Here is a 14182-nt window from a genome sequence, read left to right as displayed (position 1 = left end):
AAGAGGGAGTCATCATGATTCAAATAGATCCAAGAAGCGCTGCGCCAATATATGAACAAATCATTGAGCAGCTCAAAATTTTATGTTTAAAAGGCGTGATGAAGCCAGGTGACAAACTGCCCTCTGTCAGAGAGCTCGCCACCATTATTATTGCCAACCCAAACACCGTCAGCAAAGCGTATAAAGAGCTGGAGCGGGAAGGGATTATTGAAACTCTGCGGGGCCGCGGTACGTATGTAACAGAAGGTGCTCAGTTAAAGCTGAATGAAGGGAAGGTGCTCGAGATGAAAGAACAGTTAAGACAACTCATCATAGAAGCTCATCATGCTGGTATTGATATTCATCAGCTCAAGGAATGGCTGGAAGAGATCGGCTCAAGTCTAAAAGGAGGAAAACAAGTTGATTGAGGTCAGAAATGTATCGAAGAAATTAAATGGACGCGAAGTACTCAGCGACGTTTCCTTCAAAATAGGCGAAGGTGAGATCTTCGGTCTGCTTGGCCGGAATGGCTCTGGGAAAACAACACTTCTCAGATTGATTCAGCAAATTCTTCTTCCGGATGAAGGAGAGATTTATTTTAAAGACGTACTGGTGAAAGACCACCCTTTAGTAAAGCAAAATATTGTATTCATGCCAGTCGTGAATCCTTACTTTGACAGATACAATTACGGACAACTTGTCCAGCTGTTAAAGCATATATATCCAAAGTTTGACGTGACCTATGCCAATGAGCTTGTGAACCGCTATGAAATTCCGGAAAAAGTGAAGTATCGTGAATTGTCGACAGGGTTAAAGAAACAGCTGTCATTAATTTTAAGCTTTGCCATCAAACCAGCGGTCATTTTATTAGATGAGCCGACTGATGGTATTGATGCCGTCACAAGAAATGACGTTCTTCAGCTGATGATTGACGAGGTGGCAGAACGACAAACAACGATTTTAATTACATCTCACCGCTTAGAGGACATTGAGCGTATGTGTAATCGAATTGGATTTTTAGAAGGAAATGAACTCACAAGTGTCATGGATTTAGATGAATTAAAGAATGACTATGTCAAAATCCAAATGGCCTTTGAAGAAGATATGAACTTAAGTATTCGAAAAAATGGCGTTGCGATTTTGGATCAAGCGGGCGTTTTCTATACAGCGCTTGTTCTAAAAACCGACGAAGAAGCTAAAGAGTACTTGAAGTCACTGAAGCCAAAAGTATGGCATGAACTGCCTGTGAATTTAGAAGAAGTATTCATTGCGAAGTTTGGAGGGAAACGCAGATGGTAAAGCGGCAATTATTATATAAGGAGTGGAAGCAATCTGAGCTGACATTCATTTTAGTGATGCTTGTTGCGGTCTTTGCGACGCCATTATCCCTCTTAATGGATTACTCAACCTTTCAAGATTGTTTGAAAAATCCAGACTGTATACTGGATTCAACAACATTCACTTATCTGTTTAAGAAGGATGCATTTCTCTCACTATCATGGTTAATGGGAATATTTTTTGCTGTGGTTCAGCTAGGATTTGAGAGAAATAAAGGGCAGATGGACTTTACATTATCCTTGCCATTTAGCAGAAGTGCTATCTTTCATACCAAGTTTTTCTTAGGTGCTGGCATCATCGCAGGCGTTCATGTTGTCTCATATCTTATCATTTATTTACTCAAATTAGGCCTTCATCCAATAGAAACACCTGAGTTCAACAGTCGTTATTTTTATGCACTGTTGTCAGCTTTGATGATCTACAGTTTATTTTTTGCAGCAGGTACATTAACAGGAAGTGCTATATCCCAAACAATCGTTGGATTCAGTACGTCCATTCTACCATTTTTGTTAATTGGACTTCCGATCGTTCATTTAGATTTTATCTTTAGAACAAGTGAGAGGTGGATAGATACGAGCCTCAATTATTTGATATCGCCTATTTCACCAATTACTTATATTACAAATGACATTTTTCAACAAGAATATCAGCATTGGTTTAATGGTGAAGCATTCATCATTCCACTTGTCATGATGGTCATATTTTACCTGATTGGTTTGTTTAGCTTTATAAAACATCCAATTGAAAGAAATGGCCGCTTCTTCCTTTACTCAAGTATGGATAGACCTATTCAGATTATGGTCATTGTCTTCGGTGTTCTAGGGTTTGGATGGTTTGGTTTTTCTTCAGATAATTCCATATTTGGTTATATCGTTGGCATGCTCATCGGTGGAGTCGTAGGCGCCTTAACGAGTTATTTCTTAATCTATAGAAAAAGATAAACAGAGAGCAGGGGAGTAGAGATGATTCAGATTCAAGCATTAGATCATGTATTTAAAATTGGTAAAAAGGGCAGGGAAAATGAAATTCCTGTGCTGAAAGGGATTGACCTGTCCATCAAAAGAGGCGATATTGCTTGTATTGTTGGACGAAGTGGTTCGGGAAAATCGACTTTATTGAACTTAATATCAGGCTATATTACGCCAACGAGCGGAAAAATTGTCATTGATGGCACCGATGTGACCGGCTTTAATGAAAAAGAATGGGCAGACTTTCGCTTAGATCACTTTGGCTTTATCTTTCAAAGCTTTCAGTTGATCGGGAGCTTAACAACGTATGAGAATGTTGAACTTCCGCTCACTTTAAAAGGGGTGAAGCCGTCTGAACGAAAAGTGAAAGTAAAAGAAATGCTGAAACGAGTAGGACTTGAACATCACGCAGGACATTACCCAAATGAGCTGTCAGGCGGACAGCAGCAGCGTGTGAGTATTGCAAGAGCCTTGATTTTAAATCCATCTATTATTTTAGCGGATGAACCAACAGGTAGTCTGGATTCAGAAACTGAAGGAGAAATTTTAGCCTTTATCCAGCAGCTCAATCGCGAAAAAGGGATTACATTTGTCATCATTACACATGACGATGAAGTCGCTTCAATCGCAGACACAACGTTCCAGCTTCACGACGGTGTATTAAAGAAAGGGGAACAATCCATTGAAATTTAGAGATCAGGTCAAATTCATTAGAAGAAATATGAAGAAAAATAGATTGCGTGTGTTTATGACCATTCTTGCGACGACAATGGCATGCTCTTTCTTAATCGTTCTAGCGTCTGTCGGTTTTGGTTTGCAAAAATCAGCTCAAGATGAAATTATGAAACAGCAAATCATCACAGAAATTAAAGTGTTAGGAAAAGAAAAAGGAGACGTTAAGATTGATGATTTAAAGAAATATGATCATGTGAAATCTGTCGTCTCAAGAACGGCGATCAATCCATCGGTTAACGTCGAGCTCGATAATCGTTCAAGTGAAACGCAGGCTGCTTTGACTGATATGAAAGAAGAAAAAGAAGCAGGGCTTGAGCTAGACCGAGGAAAAGTCCCAACATCAGCGAACGAAATTGTGGTTGGATATCATATGGCGCAGCAACTGTGGACAAAAAAAGAACGCGAAGCCTATGAAAAAGAATTAAACCAGACGTCAAATGGGGAAGAAACACCGAAGGAGCCAAAAGGCTACACGAAGGATATTTTAAATAAAGTGATTCAAATCAAAGTGCCAAAACTAAATGAAGAAGGGGAAGTCGTTAAAGAAAAAACATTTGATTTCCGTGTAGTAGGTGTTTTGAAAAAGCCGAATTTGGAGTGGCAGGAGGATCATAAAATTCTGATTCCGAATGCTTATGAAAAAGAATTTGGTCAAATACTCGACCTGTCTCCTGAAGCTGGAAATGTCGAAAAAATGACTTCTGTTTATGCAGATAAATTCGACAATGTCGGTACGCTCACGAATAAACTGACAGATGAGGGTTATCAAGTCATCTCTGTGACGAACCAGCTTGAAGGAATGGATATGTTCTTTACGGTCTTCAAAATTGGACTCATTTTTGTCGGATGTATTGCAGTCATTATTTCTGCCATCGGAATTTTCAATACGATGACTATGGCGGTAACAGAGCGAACACAAGAGATTGGTATTATGAAAGCCATTGGCGCGAATCCATCCATTATCAAGCGGATGTTCCTAATGGAAAGTGCTTATATTGGAGTCATCGGATCAATCATCGGTATTATCATCTCATATTTGATTAGTTTCGCCGTTAATTTAATCATCCCAGCCATTTTGTCGTCCATGTCTGAGGGAGGATCAAGCGATCAATTCTCGATTACTTTTTCCTATATTCCACTCAGCCTTGTCATTACAGCGACAGTGATCAGCGCAGGGGTAGCGATCATTTCAGGGCTTAACCCGGCACGTAAGGCAACAAAAACGAATGTATTAGCAGCTTTAAGAAGAGAAATCTAAAAAAGAACCTCCTGTAAACCCGATTGGGCGCTCAGGAGGTTCTTTTTTATCTTAATTAAACATTGCTATTGCTTAGGTGCCCTGTATCCGGCACGCTCTGCTTCTTCTACTGAGCAGAACATTTTGGTTACATTCTTTGTTCTAGAGTAGTATCTGCTGCTTGGTGTGTGGTAAATACGGTTGACACTCCCTTTAATGTTACAGGCAGCCGATTCTTTTTTTGTTTCCTTTTGTGATTCATGACCGCCTGTGCTTTTTCCTTCATCTTTAGGTGCGGAGCGCTGGACAGTGGAAGACTTCGTATCGCTGCTGCTATTCTTGATTTCTTGTTTGAGTGTTTCATTGCTGGAGGTGAGCTTGTCTATTTTCTCTTCAAGCGATTGAATGGTCTTCTCTTGCTGTTTGACCGTTTCTTTTTCTGAGGTGATGGTTTCTAGCTTTTTTTCCAGCTTTTCTTTTTCCTTCTCCGCATCTTCTAAAGAGGAGGTAAGCGACTCTTTATCAGCTTTTAAGCGCGAAATGTCAGATGAGAGTTCCTTTTGATCCTTTAACAGCTGTTCGGAAGATAGATCGGCTTGTGCCTTTGGCGCATTTCCAGCAGTAAGCGGTAATGACATAATGGAAAAGAAGAGACCAATGATCAAAAAAGGATAAAAAAGTTTCTTTGAAAAAATCAGCTCGTTCTTGCGTTTGAGTAAGAAGAAATTGACAGCATACCCGATGGCAAAACAAACACATAAAAGACCTAATATGAGTAAAAACATATCTAACAGCCCCCCTAAATTGCTATTTACACCTATCATACCTCATTTTTCCATTTTGGGGAGCGGTTCAATTAAAAAAAACCTGTTTACACAGGGTTTTCCAGCGTGTAGACAAACCCTCGCATTGGTTGTCAGGTCTGCGCTCCGGTGCTCACGAATGTCGAATTCGCTCCGCTCCGGTGCTCGCCCTTCCTAGACTGCAAAGGTTTTCTATCACGCTGAATAGAAGACAAAGGGCTAAAATAAAGATTATTTTAGCCCTTTGTCAACAATCTGAAAAACCCTGTTTACACAGGGTTTTCAGCTAATGGTAATCCTTTTATGGCTTCTTTTACTGTCAAATAAGTGATCGTATTCTGGAAATCTGTATCGAGGTCTTTCATTTTCATCGCAAGCTGCGGCTTAATCCCAGTGATGATCAGTTCGGTTCCAGTTAGATTGAGAAGATGATGCAGTTTGAAAATACGTGCTGCGACGGAATCATCGACATCGATTAAACCAGAAAGGTCGACAATTAAATAATCATCCTTTGAATCATCTAATATACAGGTTAACTTAGCGACAATGGCATCAAAGCGTTCTTCAGATAATTTTCCGATAAGCGGAAGAGCAGATACACCATTTTTGATTGGGACGATTGGCGTCGAAAGAGAGGTGACTTCCTGTAAGGAATCTTCTAGGAGCTGTTCATATTCTTTCTGTTTCGTAATATCCTTTTGAAAACCAATGAAAAATGTTTTGTCATCTTGTTCAATGTATAGAGGATCTATATTGAGTTCATTCCAAAAAAAAGTACCGTCTTTTTTATAATTTTTTAGCTGTGTGGTAATAGGTGTTTTGTTTTGAATTCCATGACGAATTAAAGCAAGCTGGTTTTGATCCGTGTCTTTTCCTTGAAGGAATCGACAATTACGACCAAGAATCTCATCTGGTTTGTATCCAGTCATTTGTGTAAAGCCGTGATTCACATAAACGATAGGGTTATCCTCTAAGGAAGGGTCTGTAATGACAACACCGATCCGCGCATGATCCAGCGCTTTTTTGATGAGTTCAAGCTGTTTTTGAAAGCCGAAAATGTTCGAGCTGACCATATTACCCTCCTTTGCTGCTATAAGACATATCAAATGGTTGTCTTTTCAACCAAATGAATCCTTTTAAACGTAACATAACATATGTTCTGTTTCAACGATTGCAAACGCTTTGTTAAATTTGTCATCATAGTTTGTCCTCCATTAGAATAGAGTAAGTAAGGAGACTTTTCATTAGAAAAAGAAGGAATCAATTACTCATCATTCATAAAATGACAAAAATAGTTAATATGGATTAGGTGAAAATGATTCCAATGCATCAAGATTGTTTTTAGGTCATTCACATATAATGGAAGAAACAAGCTTTTTTTCTTCGTTAGAGAGAATAGACCTTTTACATGGATTATGACGGAACAGCAGAATGGCATTACAGGGGGCTGGACAGCCTGAAGTCGCTTTACTATTCTAAGGGCTTTAGGAAGGTGATGAAAATGCTGCAACAAGTCATTATTGCTTGCGCCATTGGAGGGGTCATGGGCATTCTCGGTCACGTAAAGAAAAAAGGCAGGCTAGAGAAGCCCAGAATGACAAAAAAGTTTATTTACTTAGGGTTTATTGAAGATTGGCTCGTTGGGATGATTGCCGCTACACTGCTTGTCTTATCCTCAAATCCCGAATCTAGTCTGCACTTGATCATCTTATCCATTATTTCAGGTTACGGAGGAGAAGCAGTTCTGCGAAGCTTCGATTTTGTGAGAGAAGAACGTTCACAGGATGCAGGCTCCAACCGTCATAACCGATCTCCACACGAATAATATCCTCTACTTTACCCTAGTCTAGGGTACATTCCCATTGTATACAAACCTGCTTGCACTTATGATCATAATTCTATAAAATACTACTTAGATGACGGTTACGATAAGAACAGTGAAGAGGAGTAGTAGGAAAGCAGTATTTGTCTTTAGAGAATTGACGGCTGGTGAAAGTCAATCAAATCTGCTTCTGAACTCGCCTCAGAGTTGCAGTTGCGTTAAAGCTTCTGTCGCATGTCTGCGTTAAAGATATTAAGTGAGCGTATGAACAGCATGTTACGCTAACAAGGGTGGTACCGCGGGAACCAAAAAATCTCTCGTCCCTTTCCAGGGATGAGGGTTTTTTGTTGATTTTAGAAAAATCTGAATTCTTGCAGTGGTCATCTAAGCAGATAAGGCCGTACATATTAAAGGAGGTTTTCACATTGAGTTTTCAGCATCGGGAAATTGAAAAGAAGTGGCAGGATTATTGGCTGACACATAAAACATTCGCCACATCTGACTCGGAAGATAAACCGAAGTTTTATGCACTTGATATGTTTCCATATCCATCAGGAGCAGGGCTTCATGTCGGGCACCCTGAGGGCTATACAGCAACGGATATTCTATCACGCATGAAACGTATGCAGGGATATGATGTTCTTCATCCAATGGGATGGGACGCATTTGGTCTCCCGGCAGAACAGTATGCACTTGATACAGGAAATGACCCGGCGGCCTTTACAGAAGAGAACATCAATAACTTCCGCCGCCAAATTCAATCACTAGGGTTCTCGTATGATTGGGATCGAGAAATCAACACAACAGATCCGAATTACTACAAATGGACACAATGGATTTTCTTAAAATTGTACGAAAAAGGATTGGCCTATATCGATGAAGTACCAGTGAACTGGTGCCCAGCGCTTGGCACAGTGCTTGCAAATGAAGAAGTCATTGATGGAAAAAGTGAACGCGGAGGCCATCCTGTTGAAAGACGTCCTATGAAGCAGTGGATGCTAAAGATTACAGCATATGCGGACAGGCTGTTAGAAGATTTAGAGGACATTGATTGGCCTGAAAGCATCAAAGATATGCAGCGTAACTGGATCGGACGCTCTGAAGGTGCGCACGTTCATTTTGAAGTAGAAGGACATGACGAACAGTTTACGGTTTTCACAACGCGTCCTGATACACTATTTGGCGCAACATATGCAGTGCTTGCACCAGAGCATGCACTTGTTGAAAAAATTACATCAGATGCTCAAAAAGAAGCTGTTAAAGCGTATATCAAAGAGATTCAATCAAAGAGTGACTTAGAGCGGACAGATCTTGCTAAAACGAAGACAGGTATTTTCACAGGAGCGTATGCCATCAATCCTTTAAATGGTGAAAAGATGCCGATCTGGATTGCCGATTACGTGCTGGCGACTTATGGAACTGGAGCCATTATGGCGGTTCCTGCCCATGATGAACGTGACTATGAATTCGCCAAAACCTTTGATCTTCCAATTAAAGAAGTTGTAGAAGGCGGAGACATTGAAAAAGAAGCCTACACAGGTGATGGAAAGCACATTAACTCTGATTTCCTAAATGGCTTAGGAAAAGAAGAAGCGATTGAAAAAGCGATTGCATGGCTTGAAGAACATCAAAAAGGTGAAAAGAAAGTCACATATCGTTTAAGAGACTGGCTGTTCAGCCGTCAGCGCTACTGGGGTGAGCCGATTCCAATCATTCATTGGGAGGATGGAACATCTTCAGCTGTTTCAGAAGAAGAACTTCCACTGATCTTGCCTAAGACGACAGAGATTAAGCCAAGTGGGACAGGTGAATCACCATTAGCCAATATTAAAGACTGGGTTGAGGTTGTAGATCCTGTTACAGGTAAAAAAGGCCGCCGCGAAACGAATACAATGCCGCAATGGGCAGGCAGCTGCTGGTATTTCTTACGTTATATTGATCCTCATAACACAGAAGAGCTTGCCTCTCCTGAAAAGCTGAAGAAATGGCTTCCAGTTGATGTGTATATCGGCGGAGCAGAACACGCTGTACTGCATCTTCTATATGCACGCTTCTGGCATAAGTTCTTGTATGATATCGGTGTTGTTCCAACAAAAGAACCTTTCATGAAATTGTTCAACCAAGGTATGATTCTTGGGGAAAACAATGAAAAAATGAGTAAGTCAAAAGGAAATGTGGTCAACCCAGATGATATCGTAGAATCTCATGGTGCGGATACATTACGACTTTATGAAATGTTCATGGGACCTTTAGATGCATCAATTGCTTGGTCTGAAACAGGACTTGATGGCGCTCGTCGTTTCCTTGATCGTGTATGGCGTCTCTTTACAAATGAAGATGGTTCACTCAGTGATAAAGTGACAGAGCAATCTGGCGGCGCATTGGAACGCAGCTATCATGAAACAGTTATGAAGGTAACGGATCATTATGAAGGCTTGCGTTTCAATACAGGAATTTCACAATTAATGGTGTTTATCAACGATGCCTATAAGGCGGATACACTGCCGAAAGAATATGCAGAAGGCTTTGTAAAGCTTCTTTCTCCAATTGCACCGCATTTAGCAGAAGAGCTTTGGAATAAACTTGGTCATGAAGGATCTATTTCTTATGAAGCATGGCCTCAATATGATGAGTCAAAGCTTGTCGACGATGAAGTAGAAATTGTCGTACAGCTTAACGGTAAAGTAAAAGCAAAATTAACCGTTCCTGCTGATGCAACAAGAGAGCAGTTAGAAGAGCTTGCGAAAAATGATGCACGTGTAAAAGAACAGCTTGAAGGGAAAAACATTCGTAAAGTGATTGCAGTTCCTGGGAAGCTTGTCAATATTGTTGCGAACTAATGATGACACCCATCGGTATGAACCGGTGGGTGTTCTTTATTTCCCGGGACATAATTTTGTCGAAAACAAGGTGATTCCCGCATCGGTCTCGTATTTTAACAGGTGATCAAGAAAATGAGGAGTGACGTCAATGGAAAAGGAAAGCAAACGTGAACAACTGCTCAGTCTGTTAGGAGAGATGCCAGAACGTCATCGCGTGGAGGCTTATACGTTAAAAATGGAAGAACGTGAATCATATGTGGTTGAAACTCTCATTCTCTCTATGAATGGTGTAGAGGAAGTCCCTGCTTATTTCGTGAAACCGAAGGATACGGTGAAAAAAAGACCCGTTGTGCTGTTCCAGCATTCTCATGGAGGGAATTACGTGAATGGGAAGGAAGAGCTGTTAAAAGGTGCTCATTATTTGCAAGCGCCTTCATATGCAAAAGAGTTTACGTCTAAAGGATATGGTGTACTGGCCATTGATCATGCAGGGTTTGGTGAGAGAAGAGGAAGAACAGAAAGTGAAATTTTTAAGGAAATGCTTTTAACAGGAAAAGTGATGTGGGGCATGATGCTGTATGAAAGTATGTGTGCGATTGATTATTTGCTGTCTCGATCTGATGTGCTGGCGGACAGGTTAGCTGTCTTTGGGATGTCAATGGGCGGTCTTCTTTCCTGGTGGACGGCTGCACTTGATGAGAGGATCAGTGTGTGTATTGATCTTTGTGCACAGGTGGACCATCATACATTAATTGAAACGAACAATTTGGACAGACATGGCTTTTATTACTATGTACCGGGCTTGGCGAAGCATTTTACAGCAGCGGACATTCAAGAAATGATTTTTCCGAGACCGCATTTAAGCTTAGTTGGAAAGCTTGATCAGCTCACGCCTGCTGAAGGCGTTGGAAGGATTCAAAAGGTATTGAGTCAAACCTATGAAGCTGCTTCATTGAAAGAACGATATCAGCTTACCCGTCTTCATGCAGGTCATTTTGAAACAGCCGCTATGCGTCACGAGGCGACACGATTTTTGAAAAAGTGGCTGTAATCAAGAAACGCTTGGACATACTACGTCAAAAGAAAGGAGGAGACAGATGAAAAAAATCACCATCATTGGCGGATGCGGTGTGATTGGACGTCTTTTAACAAAAGCGCTCTCTGCTGAGTACAGCGTCACGATTATTGATCTAACAAGCTGTGTAGAAGGAGTCATTTTAGCCGATGCAGCGAATGAACAGAATGTATATGAGGCAATTCCGCGGGATACAGATGTGATCTTGCATCTTCTAAACATGGACATGACGCATGATGTGATGGATCATGAAGAATTTGCAAAAATGACTGATATTTTTTGGAGGAGTACCTATTATATGTTTCGTTCAGCCGCGCGGCTTGGTATACGAAAAGTCATTTTTGCAAGCAGCAACCATGTGACGGATCGTTATGAAGAGGATGGACGCTCCTTACTTGGACGGCAGATTACAACTGACGATGTGCCCGCGACTAAAAATGTCTATGGCATTTTAAAGTTTGCTTCCGAACAGCTGGGACGTTTGTTCCACGATCAATCGGGAATGTCTGTCATCAATTTAAGAATTGGAACAGTTGTAACAGATGAGATGAAGGCATTGCACAAAAAGCAAAGAACAAAAAGAACTCTGCTGTCACATGAGGATCTTACAGGTATGATAAAGGCAGCGGTTGAATCAGATATTCCCTTTGGGACCTATTATGCAGTATCAGAGAATGAAGAAAAGCCGTGGTCTACTGAGAAAACGAAGCTGGAGTTAGGCTATGAACCAGATGTCAATACGACGGAAATCCTCGAAGAAAATGATCGAGTATAAGGCATAATCATGTCATGAGCTAATGATCTTATTCTTTTGTTTCATGAGCATAAAAGCACGGCTGACATGATCTATCCAGTTGGTCTGTCAAAATGATTATAGACGCTTTCTTCCCCCGTTTGTTACATTTTAATCACGATATCGTCACAGGCTGCAGCTTACTTTCAGATGAAATGATAACGCTTTCAAAGAAAGGGCGTGATGAACATAGATCGTTCTATTAAAGGCCGATTGTTCAATTTATTTAATTACTCTTTTCTACTCATGTTCGCATTAATATGTGTGCTTCCGTTCATCCATGTCATTGCCGCCTCTTTTGCAACAGTAGAAGAGGTCATCACGAAGAAATTTATCTTGTTCCCGACGACGTTTTCTCTAGAGGCATATCGATACATTTTCTCTACAGATATTGTGTATCGCAGCCTCATTGTGTCCATTCTTGTGACGCTCGTTGGAACAGCTGTCAGCATGTTTTTGTCCTCGCTTATGGCATATGGGCTGTCTCGTCAGGAGCTAAAAGGCCGAAGAACACTGATGTTTCTCGTTGTTTTCACGATGCTGTTTAGCGGAGGTATGATTCCGACGTTTATTGTGGTGAAAACACTTGGTCTGCTTGATACGTATTGGTCACTTATTCTCCCGGTTGCAATCAATGCGTTCAACTTAATCATTTTGAAAAACTTCTTTCAAAACATACCGGCGAGCCTTGAGGAATCAGCGAAGATGGACGGCTGTAACGATTTAGGGATTTTCTTTAAAATTGTGCTCCCACTTTCTTTGCCAGCCATTGCTACTATTTCACTTTTTTATGCCGTGACGTATTGGAATACGTATATGACTGCCATTCTGTATTTAAATGATTCAGTGAAGTGGCCGATTCAAGTGCTGCTGAGACAGATTGTCATTGTCTCAAGCGGAATGCAGGGAGATATGTCGGATATGGGCTCATCCACCCCACCGCCAGACCAGACGATTAAAATGGCTGTAATTGTTGTGGCAACCATTCCGGTTCTGCTTGTCTATCCATTTATTCAAAAGCATTTCAACAAAGGGGCATTACTAGGTTCTGTAAAGGGTTAAAAAGATGGAACAACGGAGGGATCTTATGGGGAGAAAGAAATTATGGCTGATTGCGTTTGTTCTGTTATTTGCAGCAAGCGGTATTCTGTCAGCATGTTCAAGTAAAGGGGCAAACTCATCAGATGAGAAGGTTGATCTAGACAAAAAGGTAAAGCTGACATGGATGGCGATTTTATATCATCAGCAGCCGCCGAAGGATTCCGTTTTAAAAGAGATTGAGAAGCTCACAAATACAGAGCTTGATATTACATGGGTACCTGATGCTGTGAAGGAAGATCGTTTAAATTCCGCACTTGCAGCAGGGAATTTGCCGCAAATTGTGACGATTCAAGACATTAAAAATTCGTCTGCGATTAATGCGTTCAGATCTGGAATGTTCTGGGAAGTCGGTCCGTATTTAAAGGATTATCCAAATTTAAGTAAGATGAACGAACTGATTAATAAAAACGCTTCTATAGACGGCAAGCTTTATGGCATCTATAGAGAAAGACCACTTTCAAGACAAGGGATTGTCATTCGAAAGGATTGGCTTGAAAATTTAAATTTGGATACTCCAAAAACATTGGATGATCTGTATGAAGTAGCCAAAGCCTTTACGGAAAAAGACCCGAATCAAAACGGAAAAGCCGATACAATTGGTTTTACGGATCGGAACGATTTAATTTATGGCGCATTTAAAACACTTGGTTCATATGAAGGAATGCCAACAGACTGGAAAGAAGAGAACGGGAAATTCACGCCGGACTTTATGACAGATGAGTACATGAATACAATGAAATACATGAAAAAGCTGCGCGATAATGGCTATATCAACAAAGACTTCCCAGTGACAAGCAAAACACAGCAGCAGGAATTATTCTCACAAGGAAAAGCAGGTATCTATGTTGGAAATATGGTAGATGCCGTGAACCTGAGAGATGATGCGACAGATAAAAACATGAAAGTAGATATTATCAACCGAATCAAAGGCCCAGATGGCAAAGAACGTGTGTGGGCATCAGGGGGGCATAATGGCATCTTCGCATTCCCTAAAACAAGCGTGAAATCAGAGGCGGAATTAAAGCGGATTTTGGCCTTCTTTGACCGTATTGCCGAAGAAGATGTATATGGTCTCATGACGTACGGTATAGATGGCAAGCATTATAAGAAAGAAGAAGGAAATACATTTGTCAGGGAAGAAAGCCAAGTGAAAGGCTGGCAGACAGATGTACAGCCGCTTGTCAGTCTTGTAGGAATTGATAAACGTTACTTAAAAAATAAAGGGGATGCAGTTCGTTCTAAATATGAAGAGCTAGAAGAAGACAATCAAAACATCATCGTTGCCAATCCTGCTGAAAGCCTGTATTCAGAAACAGCATCAGAGCGTGGAAACGAATTGAAGAAAATCATCGATGATGCGACGTATAAGTTCATCCTTGGTGACATCAGTGAAGATCAATTTCAGAAGGATGTAGAGAAGTGGAAATCCAATGGTGGGAATAAAATCATAGAAGAATATGAAGCTTCCTTTAAAAAATCAAAATGACCAATAGGAACACCCCCGCAAAG

Annotated in this window: 13 protein-coding genes and 1 other annotated feature; of the genes, 11 read left to right on the top strand and 2 right to left on the bottom strand. The window is 40.8% G+C overall.

The features are described 5' to 3' along the window. Window positions 1-14: 14 nt before the first annotated feature. Genes NSS76_RS14155 through NSS76_RS14135 form a run of 5 tightly spaced genes read left to right on the top strand, consistent with a single transcriptional unit; the run spans window position 15 to window position 4278 of the window. The gene (locus tag NSS76_RS14155; RefSeq protein ID WP_024424900.1) at window positions 15-407 is read left to right on the top strand and encodes a GntR family transcriptional regulator; all 393 of its coding nucleotides are present in this window, start codon (window positions 15-17) and stop codon (window positions 405-407) included. Next, complete coding sequence (locus NSS76_RS14150) at window positions 400-1278, top strand: ATP-binding cassette domain-containing protein (RefSeq protein WP_024424899.1); 879 nt, start codon at window positions 400-402, stop codon at window positions 1276-1278. The genes NSS76_RS14155 and NSS76_RS14150 overlap by 8 nt, the downstream gene beginning before the upstream one ends. Next, window positions 1272-2258: an ABC transporter permease subunit gene (locus NSS76_RS14145; protein ID WP_044332338.1), complete on the top strand. Its 987-nt coding sequence runs from the start codon at window positions 1272-1274 to the stop codon at window positions 2256-2258. The genes NSS76_RS14150 and NSS76_RS14145 overlap by 7 nt, the downstream gene beginning before the upstream one ends. A gap of 21 nt (window positions 2259-2279) precedes the next feature. After that, the gene (locus tag NSS76_RS14140) at window positions 2280-2978 is read left to right on the top strand and encodes an ABC transporter ATP-binding protein (RefSeq protein WP_044332340.1); all 699 of its coding nucleotides are present in this window, start codon (window positions 2280-2282) and stop codon (window positions 2976-2978) included. Further along, entirely contained in the window at window positions 2968-4278 is a 1311-nt protein-coding gene (locus NSS76_RS14135) for an ABC transporter permease (RefSeq protein ID WP_024424896.1), read from the top strand. The genes NSS76_RS14140 and NSS76_RS14135 overlap by 11 nt, the downstream gene beginning before the upstream one ends. A 65-nt stretch (window positions 4279-4343) precedes the next feature. On the opposite strand, the gene NSS76_RS14130 is transcribed toward NSS76_RS14135, so the two are convergent. Next, on the bottom strand, window positions 4344-5042 hold the full coding sequence (locus NSS76_RS14130; protein WP_341082404.1) for a sunset domain-containing protein: 699 nt from the start codon (window positions 5040-5042) through the stop codon (window positions 4344-4346). 287 nt (window positions 5043-5329) lie between these two features. Beyond that, window positions 5330-6133, bottom strand: a complete 804-nt coding sequence (locus NSS76_RS14125) for a PAS domain-containing protein (protein WP_073207088.1) — start codon at window positions 6131-6133, stop codon at window positions 5330-5332. 422 nt (window positions 6134-6555) lie between these two features. Here NSS76_RS14125 and NSS76_RS14120 point away from each other — a divergent pair, with 422 nt between their 5' ends. From NSS76_RS14120 to NSS76_RS14095, 6 genes are all read left to right on the top strand, one after another. After that, a complete protein-coding gene (locus tag NSS76_RS14120) occupies window positions 6556-6885 on the top strand; it encodes a DUF4257 domain-containing protein (protein WP_008343006.1) in 330 nt (109 codons plus the stop codon). 103 nt (window positions 6886-6988) lie between these two features. Further along, window positions 6989-7210 (top strand) — a binding site (T-box leader). Window positions 7211-7307: 97 nt separating this feature from the next. Next, on the top strand, window positions 7308-9722 hold the full coding sequence (gene leuS / locus NSS76_RS14115) for a leucine--tRNA ligase (protein WP_206534375.1): 2415 nt from the start codon (window positions 7308-7310) through the stop codon (window positions 9720-9722). 130 nt (window positions 9723-9852) lie between these two features. After that, on the top strand, window positions 9853-10755 hold the full coding sequence (locus NSS76_RS14110; protein ID WP_206534376.1) for an alpha/beta hydrolase family protein: 903 nt from the start codon (window positions 9853-9855) through the stop codon (window positions 10753-10755). Between the two features lie 46 nt (window positions 10756-10801). Further along, window positions 10802-11554: an NAD-dependent epimerase/dehydratase family protein gene (locus NSS76_RS14105; RefSeq protein WP_185853784.1), complete on the top strand. Its 753-nt coding sequence runs from the start codon at window positions 10802-10804 to the stop codon at window positions 11552-11554. 219 nt (window positions 11555-11773) lie between these two features. Then, window positions 11774-12634 carry a carbohydrate ABC transporter permease gene (locus tag NSS76_RS14100; RefSeq protein ID WP_087976618.1) on the top strand — a complete coding sequence of 287 codons (861 nt, stop codon included), beginning with the start codon at window positions 11774-11776 and terminating at the stop codon, window positions 12632-12634. 25 nt (window positions 12635-12659) lie between these two features. Further along, entirely contained in the window at window positions 12660-14159 is a 1500-nt protein-coding gene (locus NSS76_RS14095; protein WP_073207075.1) for an extracellular solute-binding protein, read from the top strand. Window positions 14160-14182 lie beyond the last annotated feature (23 nt).

The organism is Bacillus sp. FSL R5-0654 (assembly GCF_038008745.1).
Taxonomy (GTDB): domain Bacteria; phylum Bacillota; class Bacilli; order Bacillales; family Bacillaceae; genus Bacillus; species Bacillus safensis.
Note: the sequence above shows the minus strand (reverse complement) of the source record. Positions and strands in the feature narration are given on the sequence as shown.